Raw genomic sequence first — 22,783 nt, forward strand, 5'->3', positions numbered from 1 at the left:
TTAAACGCGATGAGACGATTAGCTAACTCGCTTGCAAATGCACAAGCTGTGGCAACAAAAACCACGCTTAAGCCCATTTATATAGGATGATCGATTATGAGCAACAAGTTAGAGCAACTTCGTAAACTAACGACTGTAGTAGCAGACACTGGTGAAATTGATGCAATCAAAAAGTACCAGCCAGAAGACGCAACAACTAACCCTTCTCTTATCCTAAAAGCAGCTCAAATCGCAGAGTACGCACCTCTAATCGATGCTTCAATCGAATACGCTAAAGCACAGAGCAACGATAAAGCTCAACAAGTTCAAGACACTTGTGACATGCTTGCAGTAAACATCGGTAAAGAAATCCTAAAAACTATCCCAGGTCGTATCTCTACAGAAGTTGATGCTCGCCTATCTTACGATATGGAAGGCAGCGTAGCGAAAGCACGCCAACTAGTGAAAATGTACAACGATGCTGGCATCACTAACGACCGCATCCTTATCAAACTGGCGTCTACTTGGGAAGGTATCCGCGCAGCTGAAATCCTAGAGAAAGAAGGCATCAACTGTAACCTGACTCTTCTATTCTCATTCGCTCAAGCGCGTGCTTGTGCAGAAGCGGGCGTATTCCTAATCTCTCCATTTGTTGGCCGTATTATGGACTGGTACAAAGCGAAAGAAGGCCGCGACTTTGAAGCATCAGAAGATCCAGGCGTACTGTCTGTTACTAAGATCTACAACTACTACAAAGAGTACGGCTACCAAACGGTTGTTATGGGCGCAAGCTTCCGTAACATCGGTGAGATCCTAGAACTTGCTGGTTGTGACCGTCTAACTATCGCTCCTGCTCTACTTGCAGAACTAGAAGCTGCAGAAGGTGAAGTGGTTGAGAAGCTAGTTGATTCTAAAGGCGCAGCTGAGCGTCCAGCACCAATGACTCACGCTGAGTTCCTATGGGAACACAACCAAGACCCAATGGCTGTTGAGAAACTGGCAGAAGGTATCCGCAACTTCGCAGTTGACCAAGGCAAACTAGAAGCGATGATCGAAGCTAAGCTTTAATTGCTTACCAAGAGCGAGTAGCCCGTCTACTCGCTTTTAGCATCAGCGCTCATTCAAGATTTTCTATTTGAACTTGTTTATACGAGTTCCCTCTATTTAAACACTTATCGAGAAGTAATCACTATGGATCGTAAATACCTAGCAAATGCAATCCGTGCGCTAAGCATGGACGGTGTTCAACAAGCTAACTCTGGCCACCCAGGCGCACCTATGGGTATGGCTGATATCGCTGAAGTTCTTTGGCGTTCTCACCTAAACCACAACCCATCAAACCCTGAATGGGCAGACCGCGACCGTTTCGTACTGTCTAACGGCCACGGCTCAATGCTAATTTACTCTCTACTGCACTTGAGCGGTTACGAGCTATCTATCGATGATCTGAAAAACTTCCGTCAGCTTCACTCTAAGACTCCAGGTCACCCAGAGTACGGCTACGCTCCTGGTATCGAGACAACAACGGGCCCTCTAGGTCAAGGCATCACCAACGCTGTTGGTATGGCAATGGCTGAGAAAGCGCTAGCAGCGCAATTCAACAAAGAAGGCCACGACATCGTTGACCACTTCACTTACGTGTTCATGGGCGACGGCTGTCTAATGGAAGGTATCTCGCACGAGGCTTGCTCTCTTGCTGGTACGCTAGGCCTAGGCAAACTGATCGCATTCTGGGATGACAACGGCATCTCTATCGACGGTCACGTTGAAGGTTGGTTCTCTGACGATACACCTAAGCGTTTCGAAGCTTACGGTTGGCACGTAATCCCAGCAGTAGACGGTCACGATGCTGACGCAATCAACGCAGCGATTGAAGCTGCAAAAGCGGATCCTCGCCCTACTCTAATCTGTACTAAAACTATCATCGGTTTTGGTTCTCCAAATAAATCTGGTTCACACGACTGTCACGGTGCACCACTAGGCGCTGAAGAAATTGCAGCGACACGTAAAGAACTAGGTTGGGAGCACGGTCCTTTTGAAATTCCGCAGGAAGTCTACGCAGAATGGTCAGCGAAAGAAACAGGCGCAGCTAAGGAAGCAGCGTGGAACGAGAAATTTGCAGCTTATGAAGCAGCGTACCCTGAGCTGGCAGCTGAATTTAAACGCCGCGTAAACGGTGAACTTCCAGCTGAGTGGGAAGAGAAAGCAAGCCAAATCATTGCTGATCTTCAAGCAAACCCAGCAAACATTGCGTCACGTAAAGCATCTCAAAACGCTCTAGAGGCATTTGGTGCTCTACTACCTGAGTTCATGGGCGGCTCTGCTGACCTAGCGCCTTCTAACCTAACCATGTGGTCTGGTTCTAAGTCTCTAGAAGCGAACGACTTCTCTGGTAACTACATCCACTACGGTGTACGTGAATTTGGTATGACTGCTATTATGAACGGTATCGCACTACACGGCGGTTTCGTTCCTTACGGCGCAACATTCCTAATGTTCATGGAATACGCTCGTAACGCAATGCGTATGGCTGCTTTGATGAAAATTCAGAACATCCAAGTGTACACACACGATTCTATCGGTCTTGGCGAAGATGGCCCAACTCACCAACCAGTTGAACAAATCGCTTCTCTACGTTTGACTCCAAACATGAACACATGGCGTCCATGTGACCAAGTTGAGTCTGCTGTAGCATGGAAACTAGCGATTGAACGTAAAGATGCCCCAACAGCACTTATCTTCTCTCGTCAAAACCTAGCGCAACAACCACGTAGCGCTGAGCAAGTTGCAGACATCGCGAAAGGTGGTTACATCCTGAAAGACAGTGAAGGTAAGCCTGAGCTAATCCTTATCGCAACAGGTTCTGAAGTTGAGCTAGCAGTGAAAGCCGCTGAGCAACTAACCGCAGAAGGTAAGAAAGTACGCGTTGTTTCAATGCCATCAACAGATGCATTCGATAAACAAGACGCAGCTTACCGTGAAGCAGTTCTACCATCAGACGTAACAGCACGTATCGCTATTGAAGCGGGCATCGCAGACTTCTGGTACAAGTACGTTGGTTTCGACGGTCGTATCATCGGTATGACAACATTCGGTGAATCTGCACCTGCTGACCAGTTGTTCGAAATGTTTGGTTTCACTGTAGAAAACGTAGTGAACACAGCAAAAGAACTACTAGCGTAATTGCGTTAAAAGATAATCAGTTTTCTCTATTGCGAATTTGAAAACTGAAAAGCCCCGCCAGAAATGGCGGGGCTTTATTTTATCTCGAGTTTGTTTGAGATATTTGACGTCGCTAAAAGGCAGCTTTACAACTGCTTATCTTCAAATCGAATCGCAAGCTGATAGAAATCTTGTACTTGTTCTTTCAACTGACGGCTGTTTTGCTCAACAGAATGCGTAGCTGCTAAGTTTTGCTCTGCGGTCGACGCAATAGAATGAATGTGCTGGTTTACATCGCTAGATAGCTTTAACTGGTTGTTCGCCGCTTCTGCCACATCAACCATCAAACCACTCATGCTTTGCATCATCTGTTCAACTTCAGACAAACGCAGCGCGCTTTGCTCAGCAACTTGAGAACAGGCATCGGTTTGCTCTTTGTTTGCCAAAATATCTTTCTGCCAACCTTCTATCGTCGAAAGCATAGCAGAGATAGACGCTTGAATTTGCTCCGTCGCATTCGACGTACGTCCAGACAGTGCGCGAACTTCATCAGCAACAACAGCAAAACCACGACCTTGCTCACCTGCCCTTGCAGCTTCGATCGCCGCGTTCAGCGCCAGCAAGTTGGTCTGCTCTGCAATACCACCGATTTCAACCATCAAATGATTCACTTTCTGTGCCTGATCGCTCAGTTGATACGTCGTTTCCGTTGCTTTTTCAGCTTGAAGACTCAATTGCGCTAGGTTGGTATGCGTTTGATCGATCGTCTCTTTGGCCATCATGCATGACTTCAAGGTGTCATCAATTAGCATATGCGCATCGTTAGTGCTTGAAGATACCGAATTCGCTGAAGATTCCACTTCTTGCGTCGCATCTCGCACGCGTCGAATATCACTGTTTTGTTGGTTCAACGCGGCTGAAACCTCAGCAGTTGTTTGACTGAGTTCTTCAGCGCAATTTTGCAGTTGCAGCGCCGAGTCGGTCATTCTTCCCAATACGGTTCGAATCCTTGCAGACAACATTTTGATATGGAAATCAGCAATCGAAAATGCGCTATTGCCTGAATAGATCAAACGGCTCACGCTGTCATACTGCTTTTGCAGCTTTTTGAGCTGTTGAGGCGTATCAATCAACTCTTGGCGGAACAATAACGCTAAAACGCTCGCTGGTAATGCACTTGCAAGCCAAGCAAGCGGACCTTCAACAGATAGTGCGTACGCTGCGGCAGGTGCAGTTAATGCACCAAGTAGGATCGCATAGCGAACCGTTTCGTTAATTTTTAACGACCAGGTTCTACCCGCTTTCTCGGCGGCTAGCATCCCCTTGTAAGCTTTTGCAGCAATATCCACCCATTCACGCTTAGGCTTAACGCGCACAGATTGATAACCGACAACTTGGTTTTTTTCATAGATAGGCGTTACGTAGGCATCTACCCAGTAATAACCGCCAGATTTGGTGCTGTTTTTAACCATACCTCGCCACGCTTTGCCTTCTTTAAGGCGTGCCCACATATCACCAAAAGCGGCTTTAGGCATGTCACTATGACGGACGATATTATGATTCTGACCGACTAACTCCTCGTGCGTGTATTCTGCAACGCGACAAAACGCGTCATTACAATAAGTAATAACGCCTTTTAAGTTAGTGGTCGAAACGAGTTCTTCAAGTTCTCCGACGAGGGTTTCTTGAGCTTTCTGAGAAAAATTGGCTGACATAGACGATACTTCTATAATTTTTATTAGTTTTCGGCGAGATGTATACAGGATTATTGTTTTTATTACAAAATGTTAGATAAAAAGTATTATCAATACGACATTTTTAGTGTGGGAATTATCATCACTGGCAGAAATTTGCGCGTTACCAGTCAAAATTTGAGCTAATAAACAAAAAACTCAGCGTTCATATGCTGAGTTTTTCTGTGACAGGTTGAAAGTTAGGCTATTTGGGATTCTGTTTTGTTATCCGTTTTCATCGCAAAGATCACAATCACGAGCAATACGAACGGAAGAACATACAAGTTCAGGTTTTGCCAACCGACTGTCGATTCAAGCCAGCCAGAAAGTAAGGCAGTAATGGTGACACAGCTGAACACGAAGAACTCATTAAACGCCTGCGCTTTGCTGCGGTTTTTCGCTTCGTAACTTTGGCTAAACAGCCCCGTTGCAGCGATAAACATGAAGTTCCAACCTACGCCCAACAAAACTAAGGCAAGGCTAAAGTGCCAAATGGACACACCATGAATGTTAATCCCTATACAAGCAATAAACAGCACACCTCCCGCTAGGATCATTTTCTTTGCGCCGAACTGCTCAATTAATCGACCAGTAATAAAGGCCGGAGCGAACATGCCGAGCACGTGCCACTCAATCACACCTGCGGCTTTGTCGAAATCGAAACCACAACCAATCATCGCCAAAGGCGTCGCTGTCATTAGAATATTCATCACCGCATAAGCCACCATTGCCGCTAACACAGCAATCATAAAGTTCGGGCGTCTTATGATGTCACTAATAGTATCTGCTTTAACATGCGACAGCTGAGTATGCGCTGGCGGGAACCGAATCGTTTGAAGCAATACAAGCGCGGTGATGTAGAGAACAATCAGGACAGAAAAAGCACTCGTATATAAACCATCGTCTGACCATTGTTGCGAATACACCGCTAAGTTCGGACCGAGAATAGCCGCTAATACCCCACCCGCCATAGATATTGAAATTGCTCTGTGTCTTGCCGATTCTTCACACACTTCTATTGCAGCAAAACGATAGAGCGTGCCAAAGCCGATTCCGACACCGAGCAAAAACGTAGAAAAACAGAATAGATAAAAGGTTTGTTGGCTTAACGCGTACGTCGCCAAACTTGCGCCCACGATGCCGATGAGGTTACCTAGGCTAAAGCCCAAACGACGACCGAGTTTCCCCATAATCAATGATGCAGGTATCGTTGCCGCCATTAAACCGAGAAACTGCAGTGCGACAGGCAAAGTAATAAAGCTCGGTGACGGGGCAAGTGTTTTGCCAATGAGCGCGATCACCGAGATCAAGAGGATGTTTCCTGTCATCAAGAGTGCTTGGCACAACGATAACAACCATACGTTACGATTCAAATCCATTTCCTTTGGTTAAAATTCCTTCAAACAACATATAGGAAAGACCGCGTAATAGAAAGAGATGCGATTAATTCTCAATAAAAAGAGCCAGAGACATAGTGCCTCTGGCTCTTTAAGTACTCGCTTGTTAAAAATGTTCTTGCTGCTGAGCTTATTTGCTACGGCGCGCTTTTACTGCTTCAGAAAGCTGACGAAGTACCGTTTCTGTATCGTCCCAACCGATACATGCATCAGTAATCGACTGACCGTAAGTTGCCACTTTACCATCCACTAAATCTTGGCGGCCTTCAACCAAATGAGACTCGATCATCACGCCAAAGATTGCATCTTCACCACCAGCGATTTGCTCTGATACATCATCAGACACTAGCATTTGACGTTTGAACTGCTTAGAGCTGTTCGCGTGGCTAAAATCGATCATCACTTTCTTCGGTAGACCTGCCGCGTCCAACTTGTCTTTGATTTGAGCAACGTGTGCTGCACTGTAGTTTGGTTCTTTACCACCACGTAAAATGATGTGGCAGTCTGGGTTACCTGCGGTTTCAACAATCGCTGAATGACCGTACTTCGTTACCGATAGGAAATGGTGAGAAGCGCTTGCAGAACGAATAGCATCACTCGCGATTTTAATGTTACCGTCAGTACCGTTTTTGAAACCAACCGGGCAAGAAAGACCAGAAGCGAGTTCGCGGTGAACTTGCGATTCCGTCGTGCGTGCACCAATCGCGCCCCAGCTGATCAAATCCGCCACGTATTGAGGTGTGATCATGTCTAGGAATTCACTCGCTGTCGGTAGGCCCATATCAGTAAGGTCCAAAAGCAGCTTACGTCCGATACGCAGACCATCATTTAGCTTAAATGTGTCGTTCAGGTATGGGTCGTTGATCAAACCTTTCCAGCCTACTGTCGTGCGTGGTTTTTCAAAGTAAACACGCATCACAACTTCCAGTTGCTCACCAAGTTCATCACGCAACACTTTCAGCTTTTTGCCATATTCAACTGCAGCTGCAGGGTCATGGATAGAACAAGGACCAACGATCACAAGTAAACGATCATCTTTTCCTTCAAGAATATTGTGAATGGCATTACGGCAATCAAAAGTGGTCGAAGAAGCGGTTTCGGTCGCTGGGAACTTCTCTAGAACTGCAACAGGGGGCAATAACTCTTTTACTCTATTAATTCTTACATCATCAGTTTGAAACATTACTTCTACTTCCTGGTTGTTATTTCCGACCCAATTTTTGCCAACTATACTCATTGCAACATTGTTCACAAAGCGAGCAGCAACAAGGGCTCCGGTGATTATCTGTCTATCGTTCCAATTAACTTATCGGCTTCCCCATAGACTTGCAATCACTTTTTGCAAATAAATGCAAACAAATTACAACCGTTAACTATCTCGCACATCGTAAAATAATATTTACACGAAAAAGTTCAAAATAATCATCAATTTTCTTATGACACTAAAAATCTTTACTACAATGTAAGAAATATCAGAAGTTTGTGAGGTGTTATTGGGTAATAAATGTTGATCAAGTTCAAAGATATTGTTGCTTGATGTGAAATCATTAGAATATTGAACTAATTTCTTATAAACGCTGGTTTTTTCTAAATTTTTGATAAAACAAAGTAGAAGTTAATATGCAATCAATACAAGGAAACATTATGAACAAAGTAGCAATTGCAGTAGCAGCAGTGGTAGCTGGTAGTAGCGCGCTTTTAAACTCTGCTCAAGCTGAAATGTATATCGGGGGCAAAGTGGGCATGACTACACTTGACGATGCTTGCTATCTAAATAGCCCTTGTGATGATGAAGCTTTTGGTGCCGGACTACATATCGGTTATGACTTTACCGATTTCATCGGTCTAGAGTACGGTGTCGATTTCTTAGGCGACTACAAAGCGAACTTTAAGTCAGGAGCTAGTACAGTTGATACGATCGACGGCAATTTAACGGCTTTAACACTTGCGCCTAAATTCAACTGGCATCTAAACGATTCTTGGAACTTATTCGCTAAGATCGGTGGTGCGTACATGATGTCTGAAGACGAAAAAGATTTCGTTGCAACAGGCTCACTAGGTGCTGAATATTCGATTGATAGAAACTGGAGTGTTCGCGCTGAGTACCAACGTTACCAAGATATGTCAGATGACGTTTGGGACGATATGGACGCAAACTTCTTCGGTATCGGCGTTAACTACAAATTCGCAGCTGCGCCAGTGGTTGCTGCTGTTGTAACAGAAGAAGTAGTTGAGCCAGATCCAGAACCAGTACTAATGAGCAAAGTTCACAAAGAAGAGTACGGTACAGGCACGTTTGAGTTCGACAGTGCGAAACTTACTGAGTCTGTTTCTGAACGTCTAGACAACTTTGTTTCATTCCTAAACGAATACCCACAAGCTCAAGTTGAAATCACAGGTTACACTGATAGCTCAGGTCCTGCGGCTTACAACCAAAAACTGTCTGAGCGTCGTGCTCAAGCTGTGGCAGATTACATCACTGGCGCTGGTATCGATGCTGATCGCCTGACAGTGAAAGGTATGGGTGAAGAGAATCCAGTAGCTGACAACAGCACTCGTGAAGGTCGTGAGAAAAACCGTCGCGTAGAAGTTGTGGTTCCTTCGTTCGAATACCAAGAGATGGTTCAACCATAATCTGAATGTTCACACATTCTCATCAAAAGGGGTGCGCTTGCACCCCTTTTCACTTTCAGGATTTTTGGATTTTTGGATTTTTGGATTTTTGGATTTTTGGATTTTTGGATTTTTGGATTTTTGGATTTTTGGATTTTTATAAAGGAAATGAAATCAAGAAATGAAGATTCAAGCATCGTCCATCGATAGTAAGCACTTATCTCTTCGGATAAAAAACGAGATTATTTCCTTCGACCATGACACAGTCCATCCCCGCAGAATGAGCCGCACGTTTACCCAATTCTGTGTCTTCAAAAACCAGACAGTTTTGCGCGTCAATCCCTAATCTATCTGCGGCTAATAGAAAAGTATCCGGACATGGTTTGTGATTTTCGACATCACTAGCCGTCACAACGGCATCAAGCTTGTCGATCAACCCTGCATGACTGAGCAGACGCATCGCACTTTCTCGCTGACTTCCCGTTCCGACCGCAATTTTCTTTTGGCCTAAATATTCGTCAAGAACAATGCCAGTGCACTGGATGACCTCGCCCTGCAATTCCATCGCGGCAAACGTCTCCATTTTGAATTTCGAAACCGTTTGAGGATCTAGAGATAACCCATAATGACGATTCAACTCAGCGACAATTTTAAAACTCGGCATTCCACCTAAGCTGTGTAACCACTCCTGACAAAAGGGAAAATCAAATCGGTCAGCCGTTGCTTGCCAAGCCGCAAGGTGGGCAGGCATGGTATCAATCAAGGTACCATCCATATCGAAGATGAATCCTTCATATGGTCTAAAATCAATCGTGCTCATGTCTTTTCTTCTATTTGTACATCTGTAGTGTTAATTTATCAGCTCTTTCAATCGTCCTTATCGGCATTTGCTTATCATGCTCAAAATTTCGAACTCCGTCACACTTCAAGAATGGGAAATACAATTAACGCCCATTAGAGCTCAAGGAAATGGCGGACAGAACGTTAACAAGGTAGCGACTGCCATACATCTGCGCTTCGATATACACCATTCAAGTTTACCGGAATTCTACAAAGAGCGATTACTTGCACTTTCTGATAGCCGTATCACTAAAGATGGTGTGGTGATCATTAAAGCGCAACAGTTTCGCACACAAGAAAAAAACAAAGAGGATGCGCTAAATCGCCTACAAGAGTTGATTAAAGCTGCCGCCTTACAAGATAAGAAGCGCATTAAAACAAAACCAACCCGAGCTTCACAACGCCGCCGACTTGATAGTAAGAACAAGCAGGGGGCAAAAAAGCAGCAACGTAAAAAAGTGCTGTATTAAGGCATGTCATTTTCACGACATGTTAGTTGAACAACGTTTGCTAGCCCTTGGAAATCTGATTGGATTTCTCTTTTTTAGTCACTTATTCAGGAAACAACAATATGACTATTAGGCAAAAACTCTACTTCCTCGGAGTTATCGCCATTTTAGGCATTGTGACCCTTTTGGGTACCTCATCTCATTTCGCAAATCAGAGCAATGAACTCAACCACGCAGTAAAACTTGTCGGTGATTTAGAAATACGCTTACTCAACTTGCGACGTAATGAGAAAGACTTTTTACTTCGCAGCAATGTCAAATACTTAGATAAATTTGATAGCAATGTTGATAAGTTTTTAAGCACCGAGAAAGAGCTCGCTCAAATCCTAAACCGATACGACCTACCCTCAAGTCAGCGTTTCAAGCAGGATTTACTCGCTTATCAAAAAGGTTTCCAAGCATTAGTTTCCGCTTCTCAAAAGTATGGCCTAGACAAAGAAAGTGGCATTCTTGCGCGTTACGAAAACCTGCTACTTGAAGCAAAGAAAAGCGCCGACCATCAGCAAATCCTTTCTCTTATCCAGTTTGATAATGCGGTGAAAATGGGCGAATTTGACTCAAGCAAACTGTCTGACCTATACGTTCCAGAACTGTTAGAGTCAGCGAAACAACTTGCAGCTCAAAAACAAGTCATTGGTGTGGCGTACAACAAAGGTTTACTGGGCGAAACTCGCGCGCTATCTCACGCCGTGGAAGAGCAGTTTGAAGCTTTCTCATCATCGATTGATTCTGCCGCAACCCAACGCGATGAAAAAATGGCAAGCATCAAGCAAGCCATTACGGCGTTCATCTTAGTAGTGATTTTTGCGCTGATTTGGCAAATTTCTCGATCTATCAACGTTCGTGTTGGTAGCTTACTAGCAACGATTAAGAACATCAGCGAAAGCAATAACATGGGCTTACGCTCTGATCTTGCAGGTAAGGATGAACTGTTTGATATCAGCCACCATCTCAACGATCTGCTCGAAAAGCTGGAGCGTTTGATCCACAACACACAAGAAAAATCGATGCAGTTAACAGCGAGCACGGACAACATGCATCGTGAGCTTGAAGGTGTTATGGAACAGTTCCACGCACAGACTGATCACACCGCCTCTATGGCGACGGCCGTGCAGCAGATGGTTGCCACTATCGGTGAAATTTCTGAAAGCACATCGGTTGCGGTTGAAGGTGTTCACCAAGCTGCGACTAACGCCGAACAAGGTCGCTCTGTCGTAGAAATGACCGTGACGAATGTTGGTCAGCTGACGGGTATCCTCTCGAACAGCCAACAGTCTATTGGCTCATTGAACCAACACGTCGATAAAATTGGCGGTGCGGTGAACATCATTCAAGACATTGCTGAACAAACGAACTTACTAGCACTTAACGCGGCTATCGAAGCGGCTCGTGCGGGTGAGCAAGGACGTGGATTTGCCGTGGTTGCAGATGAAGTTCGCGCTCTTGCGAGCCGTACACATCAATCCACGGAAGAGATCACGCGAGTGGTGATGGACATCCAAGCGCAGATGTCGATGGTGGTTTCCGATATTGATCAATGTAACGAACAAGGTCAGCAAACCCTGAGTGCATCTGAACAATTAGACGCGAGCCTCCAGCAAATCATCACGGACATGCACGCGATTCAAGGCAACTCAGAGCGCATTGCTTCTGCGATTGAAGAGCAAGGCATTGTGATGAACCAAGTTAGCGACTCAATCACTGAGCTGAACGTCATCTCTGAAAACAACATGCACTCCGCGCAAGAATGTTTGCATGAAGTGAACTCAGTGTCGGCTCAAGCACACGATATGGATGAAGCGGTAGCCGAGTTTAAGACTCGCTTAAAGTAATCTACTAGTAGATTCGTTAATCCAATAAGAAAGCCCGAAGCGAATGAATGCTTCGGGCTTTTTGTTTTCTATTTAGGCTCAGTATCAGCTCAGCCCAAATCGTGTCGGTAGTTATTCATCATCAAGCGGAACAAGCTTTGTATTGCCGCCATGAATCTTCTCACGTTGTCTTTGTACCAGAGCGTAGAAGCCCGGAATCAAGAACGTACCCGCAAGAAGCACACACAATAGACCACCAATCAGAGACACCCCGAGCGAGTTTTGGCTCACATGACCCGCGCCAGCGGCGAAGATCAACGGGAAAATCCCCAAGATAAACGACCAAGATGTCATGTTCACCGCACGGAAACGTAGCGTACCGCCTTTTACGGCTGCGTCATCGATGGAAACGTCTTTCTCTTCACGCTCTTGCTTCGCGAACTCCACAATCAAAATGGCGTTCTTCGCAGCCAAGGCTATAAGGAGAACGAGACCAATCTGAGCGTACAAGTTTAATGGCGTACCCGTTAAGTTCAGCGCGAGGAAGGAGCCTAGCGTTGCAACAGGTACCACCAAAATGATCGCCAGAGGAATACTCCAACTTTCGTACTGCGCCACCATGAACAAGTAAATGAAGATCAACGCCAACGCAAATGCGTAAATGGCTTGGTTCCCGGCAAGCACTTCTTGGTACGCCATGCCTGTCCATTCGTAGGTATAGCCCTGTGGTAGAACTTCTGCAGCAACACGTTCCATCGCTGCAATTGCATCACCACTTGAGTAACCCGGAGCAGGCTGGCCTTGAATGATAGCGCTACGGTACATGTTGTATCGCCATGCCACATCAGGTTCGAATACTTGCTCGTAGCTGACTAGTGTGCTTAGTGGCACCATTTCCCCCATCGAAGAGCGAACATGGAAACGTTCCAAATCTTGCATGCCACTACGGTGTTGGCTGTCCGCTTGCATGGTTACACGGAAGTTCTTACCAAACATGGTGAAGTCATTCACGTAAAGCGAACCTAAGTTGCCTTGCAAAGTTTGGAAGATAGACGACAGCGAAATGCCAAGTTGTTGCGCTTTCTCGCGGTCAATATTCACATAGTAATGCGGTACGTTCGCGCGGAATGTACTAAAGGTGTACGCGATCTCAGGAGCTTGGTTTGCTGCCTGAATCATCTCCCCCATCACCATCGACAAGTCAGTGCGGCTACGACCTAACGTATCTTCCAATACAAATTCAAAACCGGAAGCAGCACCCATACCCGGAACGGCAGGCGGCCCCATCGCAAACACGACAGCTTGAGGTAATTCCATCGCTGCTCGACCATTGATGCGAGCTGCTATCGCGTTGGCAGAATGTTCACCACCTAGCGAGTTACGCGTCTCCCAATCATGCAACTTGATGAACAGCGAAGCACCGTTTGACGCCGCAGCACCAGTCATAAACGAAAAGCCGTTTGCAACCGTTACGCCATCTACACCGGGTTCTTCCTCGATCATTTTCATCAAGTCGCTCGTCACCTCTTCTGTACGAGACAGAGAAGCAGAATCAGGCAACTGAACGTTGACCAGCAAAATGCCTTTATCTTCTTGAGGAACGAATGCCGTTGATGTCGTCTTCGCGAAGAAAGACACCGCAGCAACCGCAACGATGAAGAACGTAACCAATAACAGAGATTTCTTAACAAGGAATCCTGCAACTTGGCCGTAACGCGTAGTAACACGCTCTAGACCACGGTTGAATGCTTGGAACCAGTTAGCCGTGTTGCCGCCACCTTGTTTTAATACCAATGAACAAAGAGCCGGTGACAGCGTTAGCGCGTTGATTGACGAAATCACAACCGAAATACAGATCGTCAATGCGAACTGACGATACATGATGCCAGTAATACCCGGAAGCATCGCGACAGGTAGGAATACCGCCAACAGAACCAACGTTGAGGTAATGATTGGCCCAGTCACCTCTTTCATCGCTAGCAATGTTGCTTTGCGAGGTGAAATGGTTGGATCTTTCGCCATCGTGGTATCAACGTTTTCGATAACCAGAATCGCGTCATCCACCACGATACCAATCGCGAGAATCAAACCGAACAAGGTTACCGTGTTGATGGTGAATCCTGTCGCTTGCATGATGGCAAACGTACCAATCAACGAAACTGGAATCGCGACCACTGGAATTAACGTTGCTCGCGCACTGCCCAAGAATAGGTAGGTTACGGCAATAACCAGTAGAATCGCTTCGACAAGTGTTTTTACCACGCCTTTGATCGACTCAGCGACGAACACAGTCGTGTCGTAGCTGGTTTCGTAAGTCATACCTTCAGGGAAGTTTTCGCTCAATCGTTCAAGCAGTTCCATTACTGCTTTACCACTTTCTAATGCGTTTGCATCAGACTGAAGTGACAGAGCGACAATCGAAGCATCTTGTCCACGGAACTTACCGTTACCATCGTAGAACTTCTTACCCAGTTCAACACGTGCAACATCTTTTAGATAAACCGTAGAGCCATTTGGATTGGCACGAAGAACAACGTTTTCAAACTCGCTCACACTTTCTAAGCGACCTTTCGTCACTAGGTTAAACTGCACTTCTTGCGGGTTATTGTACGGCGCGGCACCAACACGGCCAGCAGCAACCTGGACGTTTTGCTCCGCTAAAGCAGCATATACATCCGATGTCGTTAGCTTGAGGTTGGCCATTTTTTCTGGGTCCAACCACACGCGCATCGCGTATTCACCACCACCAATTACATTTACTTCGCTGATGCCTTTCGCACGCGCCAACTGATCTTTTACGTTCAAGTTGATGTAGTTAATTAAGAATTGGTCATCGTACTTGCCGTCTGGTGAATAGAAGTTCAGAACCATCAATAGGTCAGGAGAACGCTTTTTCACCGTCACGCCGACCATGCGCACTTCCTGAGGCAGTTTTGACTCAATCTGTGACACTCGGTTTTGCACGTTCACCTGCGCCATATCTGGGTCGGTACCAACATCAAACGTAACGTTTAAGCTGTACGAACCATCGTTAGCACTTTTCGAAGACATGTAAATCATGTTTTCTACGCCGTTCACCGATGTCTCTATCGGATCGGCGATGGCCTGTTCAACCACTTCGGCACTTGCACCAGTGTAGTACGCCGTTACGCTAACCGACGGTGGACTAATTTGCGGATATTCAGCCACTGGCAAAATCGCTAACGAAATGGCACCAGCCAACGTCAGGATGATCGAAATGACCAGCGCGAACTTAGGTCTTTGTATAAAGAAACGACTTAACATGTGACCTCCTACTGTTTGTCTTCAGTTGGAGTTTGAACACGCACTTCTACGCCATTACGAACACGCTGTAGACCTTGTGTGATAACAGCTTCACCTTTCTCAAGACCTTCGCGAATGATGATGCCCTGCTCTACTTGCGGGCCAAGTTCTACATTGCGACGTTCAGCGACGTTGCCTTCCGTTGTCACCATCACGAAGTCACCTTCTAGGTCCGTTTGCACCGCACGACGAGGCACGACGATGACATCTCGCGTGTTCTTATCACGTAAGTTGACTTTGATGTGCTGGCCAGGAAGCAGTTTGTGTTCTGGGTTTGGCACCAACGCACGCATAGCAATCGTGCCCGTTTTGGTATCAATACGGTTACCCAAGAAATCAAGCTGACCTAGGTGTTCGAAAAACTGGCCGTTTTCTAGCTCTAGTTGCACTTCCACACCGTTCGACTCGGCCGAACCATCGCCTTTAATTCGATCCATGCCCATCGCTAAACGCTCACGTTCACTGACGCTAAACGAAGTGTGCACAGGGTCTAGGCTCACGAGCGTCGTCAGCACACCTGAAGATGGAGAAACCAGATCACCAGTACTCACTTTAGTGTCGCTAATACGACCACTAAACGGCGCTCGGATTTGCGTGTACGAAAGGTTGACTTCTGCAAGTTTAAGCTGTGCATTCGCAGCTTCTAGTTCTGCACGCGCGCCTAGCAATGTTGCTGTCAACGCATCAAATTCCGATTGGGAGATGCTTCCACGAGGAAGCAGGTTTTTACCACGTTGGTGATCAAGCTCTGCCTTTTTAAGCGAAGCTTTTGCTTGTGCTAACGCTGCTTTCGCACTTGCCACTTGTGCTTCAAAAGAAGAAGGTTCAATAGAATAAAGAAGCTGGCCTTTTTCTACCATTTGTCCTTCTTCAAAATGACGAGCTTGTAAATAGCCTGAAATCTGTGCTGTGATATTGGTATCTTCTACCGCTTCAATGCGACCGATATATGATTTACTCGGTTGGTAGTCGATTACCGTGACATCCTGAGTTACGACAAGAGGCGCTTGGCTCTCTCTTTGGGCATTATTCGCTTCTCCGCATCCTGCAAGGATAGCTGTAGCCGCCATTAATGCGACAAGTGGTTTCTTTTGCATGTATTTACCGTCTTTATGGAACAGGATATTGTTGAAAACACACTAACCTTACAGACAGTAGATTCCGAATTCTCCTACATAAATTGCGTAAAATGTTTCTAAATGTAATTAATTGAAACGAGCCGAAATAAAGTTGATGCATTTGAAATCATTTTCAGATCTTCATTCACCCCACAATATAAGCAACCTCTAATCATCAATGTGATGTATGACTCATTCGTTTGCCAATTTTGACCAACAAACTCATCAATAAAGGCGGAATTGTTGCTTAGAGCTGAACAAACTCTCCCCGATTAACCATGAAAACGAATCGCTTTCACTGTAATGCTCGTATTTCGACTATTTTTTTAAAAAAAATGGGTTATCATTCAGATAATTCAAAGCCTTCGACCGAGAGGATGAGCATGATTTCTAAATGGGCGAAACGTTTTTACCAAATGGCTGAACTGGTGGCGTCATGGAGTAAAGACCCTTCAACGCAGGTAGGTGCGGTGATCACTAAACAGAACCGCATTGTTTCTGTTGGCTTTAACGGTTATCCACACGGTGTTTCGGACAGCGTAGACACCGACGAACGTGAACTGAAATACTTAAAAACTCTGCATGCAGAAGAGAACGCAATTCTCTTTTCAAAACGCGATTTGGATGGTTGTGACATTTGGGTAACGCACTTCCCGTGCCCCAACTGCGCGGCAAAGATCATTCAAACAGGTATTTCGCGCGTTCACTGCCCAGAACAGTCTGAAGACTTTCTATCTCGCTGGGGAGATAAAATCCAAGTGAGCCAAGATATGTTTGATCAGGCGGGTGTTGAGGTAGATTGGCTACCGCTAGACGACATCAATTTCGAGGATAAAGACGTTCGTTAGTCCTTTCCAAAACTACAAAGCCCAGACGCACAAATTGTCTGGGCTTTTTTGTATCGATGTCACCCGTCACTCATTCAATTGAATTGAATGGGTGAACGTTCCATCAACCGTGTTTTTTAGCGGTAAGTTCAGCTATTTTTACAATCACAAGGACAGATTTTTCCATCATCTCTACAGAGATAAATTCATGGATACCATGAAAGTTGAAACCACCGGTGAAGATGTTAGGGCAAGGCAATCCCATAAAGGATAACCGCGCGCCATCCGTACCACCACGAATCGGTTTGATCAACGGTTCAACATCACACGCTTCCATTGCTTGTTTCGCTAATTCGATAATGTGAGGGTACGGCTCAACCATTTCGCGCATGTTGTAGTAACTGTCGGTAATGTTAAGTTCGACAGAACCGTGTTTCAGACCTGCGTTCATTTCATCGACAAGTTTTTGCATTAGCGCCTTACGCTCTTCTAACCCTTCACGGTCAAAATCGCGAATGATGTAACCAAGCTCACTGCGGGCGATACCCAGTTCTCCCGATTTCAGATGGAAGAAACCCTCATACCCTTCGGTGGTTTCAGGGGTTTGGTCTGCTGGCATTTTAACTTGGAATTGCGCCGCTAAATTCATCGCATTGACCATTTTGCCTTTAGCCGTACCTGGATGAACGCTTACGCCATGGAAAATCACATCGGCGCTTGCCGCATTGAAGTTCTCATATTCAAGTTCGCCTTGTGGCCCACCATCGATAGTGTAAGCCCATTTCGCGCCAAACTTCTCAACATCAAACAAATCTGCACCACGACCGATTTCTTCATCCGGCGTAAAACCGATACAAATGTCACCATGAGGAATGTCTGGATTCTCAATCAACATCGCGATCGCAGACAAAATTTCTGCGATGCCCGCTTTGTTGTCCGCGCCAAGCAACGTTGTGCCATCGGTGGTAATCAAATTGTGGCCGTGTAGGTTGTGCAAGTCTGGGTACTGAACCGGAGACAATACTTCGTCTCCCAATCCAAGAGCAATATCGCCACCTTGATAGTCTTCAACAAATTGCGGATTTACGTTCTTACCGGACGCATCTGGTGCAGTATCCATGTGGGCGATAAAGCCGATTGGTGGAACATCGTAATCAACATTCGACGGTAGTTTTGCCATCAAGTAACCGTGTTCATCTAAAGTCACATCGCTCAAACCAAGATCTAGCATCTCTTGTTTCAACAACTCTGCAAAAACGAGTTGGCCAGGTGAGCTTGGGCATTGGGCAACATGGGGATTTGATTGGGTGTCAAACGTGACGTAGCGAAGGAATCTTTCAACTAAATGCTTCATATTTATTCTCATTGTTCTAAGCGATCAACACCAGACTACGCATCGTACTCAAACAAACCGGCAATACTAAGGTTTGCCGAACATGGGTAGCTCTGACTAATGAACTCCAATTACTCTGAATGAGTTCGGCTACCTAATGTTATTTAAATGCGAGGCCGCCTAGTGCCCGTAATAAACCTCACTCCATGTTACGCTCTTAGTTCAATAAGAATTTGCTTTGAATCATTTTTTCATCAGAAAGTCTCGGTTCAGCCTGGCATACATAACGATAACCATTTGTTTTCAATATGTTTAATCTTGGAGTTCTTCTGCTAACACTTGCCATTCTTTGACTTTATTGTGGAAGTGGATCCACTGTTTATCGGTCATGGACTTCGCTACATTTAACGTCAATTGATCCACTAACCCAAGGTTGTGATCGATATTCTCGGATAGTTGCTCGCTATAATAGCTTTCCGGCTCGAACAATAACTGCATAAATACTTGTTGATAGACAACACTGTTGGACTGATTTTCAAAAAGGTATTCCAACTCTTGATATATTGAAGCGCGATAATTTCGCCAAAGTGGACTATTCAAAATCGTTTGCTGGGAAATTTGTTTTGCGTACCGTTTTTGATCGCTATTCAATTCCCCAATCCATTCTTCCATCCACTCCTCTGTATTCTCTAAAATAATCTCTCTGATCTCTGCTTCGGTTTTATCCGCATATTTTGCGTTTCTTTCTTGATAGTCCTTTCGCACGTTTTGCAAAAACTCTTGTTGTTGCTTTGGCGTCAGTTGTAAGCTCAAAGAGAACAAATCTGGCGCCGATCTCGACACAATACGGTCATAGTGCGCTTTCATTTTTTCTCGGTTTTGCTGCAAAAACGCGAGAGTAATATTGTTTGCGTTAATATTCTCAAGCTCTTTTAAGTGATCGATATATAACGGTAATTCTTCTTTCTTATGCCAATCTGCTAATAGCAATAGTCGCTCTTCAAGCAACGTTTCTTGTTCATCGTTAAGCGATACGTAGTCATCTAAATATTCAATAACAAACCAATCGATGTTGCTATATAGAAACTTTTTCGTACATCCGGCCAGTAAAATAACCAACAAGAACACGAATCCGTATTGAAGAACTTTATTGGATAAACTCGATAATTTAATCACTTATTCGTATTCCCTTTTCTATTGATTAAGTTCTATACTCAACTTGTATCACTTAATATTGCGGCAAACTTACGCCAGTGTGACAATTACTCATTGCCACCCTCATAGTATATAGAGTTTGAAATTAACTTTTTGATCACAACTATCCGCAAAAAAGTGAGTTAGAGCGCAATTATCGGTCGTTTTTTGTACCGAACAGCACTCCCTATAACGGCATATTATTTGCATGGATGATTTTAGGATAGGTTATGGAGGCGAAGTATGGCAGCCGCTGAGCAACTTGATACCAGTGTAGAATATGAAATTCGATATTTCGAACAGGGGAAAATGCACAGTATGATCGTCGTCGCCGAAAATAAAAAGGTGGCGCATCAGTATTATCTGGAGTGCGGCAAGCACAACAGTGACTTGTATTCTATTCGCCCAGACAAATGAAAAAACCGCCTTTAATGGCGGTTTTTTCATTTCTGCTTTTCTAAAAATTACTTAATAATTAATAGATAAGGTCGCAACACAGCGATGACAGCGTGATTATTTGATATCTCCGAAGCGCTCTAAGTAAAGTACCGTTGCCGCCGTGCGAGAAGGTACTTGAAGCTTCTTAAGTAGGCTCTTCATGTGTACTTTTACCGTCGATTCAGAAATAAACAAACGATCGGCAATCTGCTTATTGCGAAAGCCTCTTGCCACCTCTCGCAGGATTTGCGTTTCGCGATCCGTTAGCGAATCAAAAACATCTTCATGATCAGAGCGTTCACTCAAATACTTGGCAACCTCTTGGCTGTATGCCTTGTCACCCTGATGGGCCTGTTTAAGTAGCTCAACAAGCTCATCCGGCTCTGTATCTTTTAACAAATAGCCATCCGCGCCACTGCGTACAATCGCTTCAATATCCGCAGGGCTGTCTGAAACGGTCAGAATAACAATCCTCGCCTCACAACCATCTGCTCGCAGCGCTTTTAACGTATCCAGCCCAGACATGCCTTTCATGTTGAGGTCTAGCAGTACCAAATCGAGCTCAAGCTCATGCGCTTTTGCGACTGCATCTGCACCATTGCTTGCTTCTGCAACGACTTCAAACTCTGGCTCAAAGCTCAGGAGTTGATGGATACCACGTCGCATCAGTGGATGATCATCCACCAGCATTACTTTACACACTGTCAAAGTTTACTTCCTTACTGTGTTGGAATTCGAGTTTTACGGTGCATCCTTTGTTTATTGATGCCTCAATCTGTAGATCGGCGTGCAGTCTCGCTGCTCGCTCTTGCATGATCGTCATACCGTAATGATTAATTTTTTCGTCCTGATGTTCAAAGCCTACCCCGTCATCGGAGACGGTTACTGTGACTTTCCCATCACAATCAAGACATTGAATATGTATATGGTCAGCTTGCGCATGCTTAATCGCATTCAGTGCAGCCTCTCTGATCAACTGTAGTAAATGGACTTGTTGATGCGCATCTAATTCCGTCGATGAAAGTCTATTTTTCAACGTAATTTCTGCCGTTGTTTGCTCATTAAGCGTTTCAACCATCTCTTGCAGCGCTTGGCCAAAACTGCCTTCTTTGATCGTCAGACGGAATGTCGTTAACAGCTCACGTAACTGGGTATAAGCAGCCGACAAGCCCGTATCCAGCTCTGCAATCACTTGATTGGCTTGAGCGATGGCCTTTTCGTCAGGAAGATTTTTCACGCTTCTCTTTAATAAAGCGACCTGAATTTTCAAATAGGATAACGCTTGAGCCAAAGAGTCGTGAAGTTCGCGAGCAATGGTCGCGCGCTCTTCCATCAACAAAATTTGCTCTGCTTGACGCTGTGCGCGATTGTAATACACCGCTCGCGAGAGAATTTGTACAAAGTTGTCAATTAGCGTCTCGTTCGGGCACGGTAAGCCTGCCTTCCAATACAAAGAGCCGAGATGTTCGCCATCTAACGTTAAAGGTTCTGGATGACATTCATCATCACAATCATGGCAGCACTCTTCCCCTTCCGTAAGGATCCAATTAGGCTCTCCCAACTGTTCGATTTCAAGCTTTACCGCTTTAATGCCTTCTAAGCTCGCAATGTGCTTCAAAATCGCCTGGAAATTATCCTGATTAATGCGCGATGCTGTGAGTTCTTTTGAGGAATCATAAAGCACTTCTAAAGACTGATTCGCATGTTGCAACTTGCGAGTTTTCTCGTCTACCGCCTGTTCCAATCCACGATAGAGCTTACCGAGGTCTGTCGCCATCCGATTGAAGGTGCGCGTGAGTATGCCCATTTCGTTGTCACTTGACACCGCTAAATTGATATCAAAAGAGCGATTTTTAATGCGTTCACTTGCGAATACTAATGCACGCAGCGGCCTCACAACTTCCAAACGGATAAAGTGGACAACAAACATACTGGCGCAAAGAATGCCGCCCAGCCCTAACCCACCAATCCAAGCTAAGTTGATGAGCTTCTGCTCAGAAAAGTTTTGCAGCTTAAACACAAAGTCGTCGATCTGCTGAACAAAGCCCGCGACCAAGAGTTGATATTGGCTTGGGTCCTCCCCTCTCAACACCGATTTTAACTCGTGCCATCGCATGATTAAGCGATAGTAATCGTGAGTGATGTCTTCCGGCACAGACCAATGCTGAAGTGCTTTCATCGAAGGCGAGTAAATAGAGTGCTCAAATGCGTCAATATGTGAAGAATAATCAACAGATCGAATCTGAATGTCGTGTGCTAAACGATAACTTTGCATGCGCATCGACCCCGCCACGTTGACGGCTTCTGCGTCATTTAGGCTTGACGCAAGGGTAAAAATAGCAAAGCCAGTCGTTGCTACTGATAACAACAAAATCAGAAGCATCGCGGACGCAATCGTGCGCGTTACTGACTTTTTCACATTTTTAAACAATCAGAGTTCCTCGCCTATTAATTGTCCAACTTGTACACGCAATGAACCCATTGACTTTCAACTTTATCAATATG

17 protein-coding genes are annotated in these 22,783 nt (G+C 45.2%); 7 read left to right on the forward strand and 10 right to left on the reverse strand.

The window, feature by feature from the left end:
• Positions 1-96 precede the first annotated feature (96 nt).
• Positions 97-1,047, forward strand: a complete 951-nt coding sequence (gene tal / locus DYB02_RS17460; protein ID WP_029806951.1) for a transaldolase — start codon at positions 97-99, stop codon at positions 1,045-1,047.
• A 123-nt stretch (positions 1,048-1,170) separates the two neighbouring features.
• Positions 1,171-3,162, forward strand: coding sequence for a transketolase (gene tkt / locus DYB02_RS17465; RefSeq protein WP_005463535.1), 1,992 nt, complete (start codon positions 1,171-1,173; stop codon positions 3,160-3,162).
• Between the two features lie 125 nt (positions 3,163-3,287).
• On the opposite strand, the gene DYB02_RS17470 is transcribed toward tkt, so the two are convergent.
• The 3 genes from DYB02_RS17470 to aroG form a co-directional block, all read right to left on the reverse strand.
• The gene (locus tag DYB02_RS17470) at positions 3,288-4,856 is read right to left on the reverse strand and encodes a methyl-accepting chemotaxis protein (protein ID WP_029806334.1); all 1,569 of its coding nucleotides are present in this window, start codon (positions 4,854-4,856) and stop codon (positions 3,288-3,290) included.
• Positions 4,857-5,074: 218 nt separating this feature from the next.
• Complete coding sequence (locus tag DYB02_RS17480; protein WP_021447944.1) at positions 5,075-6,247, reverse strand: MFS transporter; 1,173 nt, start codon at positions 6,245-6,247, stop codon at positions 5,075-5,077.
• 154 nt (positions 6,248-6,401) lie between these two features.
• Positions 6,402-7,454 carry a 3-deoxy-7-phosphoheptulonate synthase AroG gene (gene aroG / locus DYB02_RS17485; protein WP_029806332.1) on the reverse strand — a complete coding sequence of 351 codons (1,053 nt, stop codon included), beginning with the start codon at positions 7,452-7,454 and terminating at the stop codon, positions 6,402-6,404.
• Between the two features lie 461 nt (positions 7,455-7,915).
• On the opposite strand from aroG, the gene DYB02_RS17495 reads away from it, so the two are divergent.
• Complete coding sequence (locus DYB02_RS17495; RefSeq protein WP_005463527.1) at positions 7,916-8,905, forward strand: OmpA family protein; 990 nt, start codon at positions 7,916-7,918, stop codon at positions 8,903-8,905.
• 196 nt (positions 8,906-9,101) lie between these two features.
• On the opposite strand, the gene DYB02_RS17505 is transcribed toward DYB02_RS17495, so the two are convergent.
• Complete coding sequence (locus tag DYB02_RS17505; RefSeq protein WP_021449456.1) at positions 9,102-9,704, reverse strand: beta-phosphoglucomutase family hydrolase; 603 nt, start codon at positions 9,702-9,704, stop codon at positions 9,102-9,104.
• A 76-nt stretch (positions 9,705-9,780) separates the two neighbouring features.
• On the opposite strand from DYB02_RS17505, the gene arfB reads away from it, so the two are divergent.
• A complete protein-coding gene (gene arfB, locus DYB02_RS17510) occupies positions 9,781-10,194 on the forward strand; it encodes an alternative ribosome rescue aminoacyl-tRNA hydrolase ArfB (protein WP_005463517.1) in 414 nt (137 codons plus the stop codon).
• A 101-nt stretch (positions 10,195-10,295) separates the two neighbouring features.
• Positions 10,296-12,065: a methyl-accepting chemotaxis protein gene (locus DYB02_RS17515; protein WP_020841897.1), complete on the forward strand. Its 1,770-nt coding sequence runs from the start codon at positions 10,296-10,298 to the stop codon at positions 12,063-12,065.
• Positions 12,066-12,176: 111 nt separating this feature from the next.
• Here DYB02_RS17515 and vmeZ read toward each other — a convergent pair whose 3' ends face one another.
• On the reverse strand, positions 12,177-15,329 hold the full coding sequence (vmeZ, locus tag DYB02_RS17520; RefSeq protein ID WP_029806000.1) for a multidrug efflux RND transporter permease subunit VmeZ: 3,153 nt from the start codon (positions 15,327-15,329) through the stop codon (positions 12,177-12,179).
• A gap of 8 nt (positions 15,330-15,337) precedes the next feature.
• Positions 15,338-16,465, reverse strand: a complete 1,128-nt coding sequence (gene vmeY / locus DYB02_RS17525) for a multidrug efflux RND transporter periplasmic adaptor subunit VmeY (RefSeq protein ID WP_005485167.1) — start codon at positions 16,463-16,465, stop codon at positions 15,338-15,340.
• 404 nt (positions 16,466-16,869) lie between these two features.
• On the opposite strand from vmeY, the gene DYB02_RS17530 reads away from it, so the two are divergent.
• Positions 16,870-17,334 (forward strand): dCMP deaminase family protein, encoded by a 465-nt coding sequence (locus tag DYB02_RS17530; protein ID WP_005485131.1) that lies wholly within the window; start codon positions 16,870-16,872, stop codon positions 17,332-17,334.
• A gap of 103 nt (positions 17,335-17,437) precedes the next feature.
• Here the strand turns inward: DYB02_RS17530 and pepT are convergent, their stop codons facing one another.
• Complete coding sequence (gene pepT / locus DYB02_RS17535; RefSeq protein ID WP_017447376.1) at positions 17,438-18,667, reverse strand: peptidase T; 1,230 nt, start codon at positions 18,665-18,667, stop codon at positions 17,438-17,440.
• A 291-nt stretch (positions 18,668-18,958) separates the two neighbouring features.
• Entirely contained in the window at positions 18,959-19,822 is an 864-nt protein-coding gene (locus DYB02_RS17540; RefSeq protein ID WP_029805998.1) for a DUF6279 family lipoprotein, read from the reverse strand.
• 261 nt (positions 19,823-20,083) lie between these two features.
• Here DYB02_RS17540 and DYB02_RS17545 point away from each other — a divergent pair, with 261 nt between their 5' ends.
• Positions 20,084-20,257 carry a hypothetical protein gene (locus DYB02_RS17545; RefSeq protein WP_005463506.1) on the forward strand — a complete coding sequence of 58 codons (174 nt, stop codon included), beginning with the start codon at positions 20,084-20,086 and terminating at the stop codon, positions 20,255-20,257.
• Positions 20,258-20,353: 96 nt separating this feature from the next.
• Here DYB02_RS17545 and DYB02_RS17550 read toward each other — a convergent pair whose 3' ends face one another.
• Both DYB02_RS17550 and narQ read right to left on the reverse strand, forming a co-directional pair.
• Positions 20,354-20,986 (reverse strand): response regulator, encoded by a 633-nt coding sequence (locus DYB02_RS17550; RefSeq protein WP_005485085.1) that lies wholly within the window; start codon positions 20,984-20,986, stop codon positions 20,354-20,356.
• On the reverse strand, positions 20,973-22,709 hold the full coding sequence (narQ, locus tag DYB02_RS17555) for a nitrate/nitrite two-component system sensor histidine kinase NarQ (protein ID WP_025523464.1): 1,737 nt from the start codon (positions 22,707-22,709) through the stop codon (positions 20,973-20,975). Before narQ ends, DYB02_RS17550 begins: the two co-directional genes overlap by 14 nt.
• Positions 22,710-22,783: the final 74 nt, after the last annotated feature.

The organism is Vibrio parahaemolyticus (assembly GCF_900460535.1).
Lineage (GTDB): Bacteria > Pseudomonadota > Gammaproteobacteria > Enterobacterales > Vibrionaceae > Vibrio > Vibrio parahaemolyticus.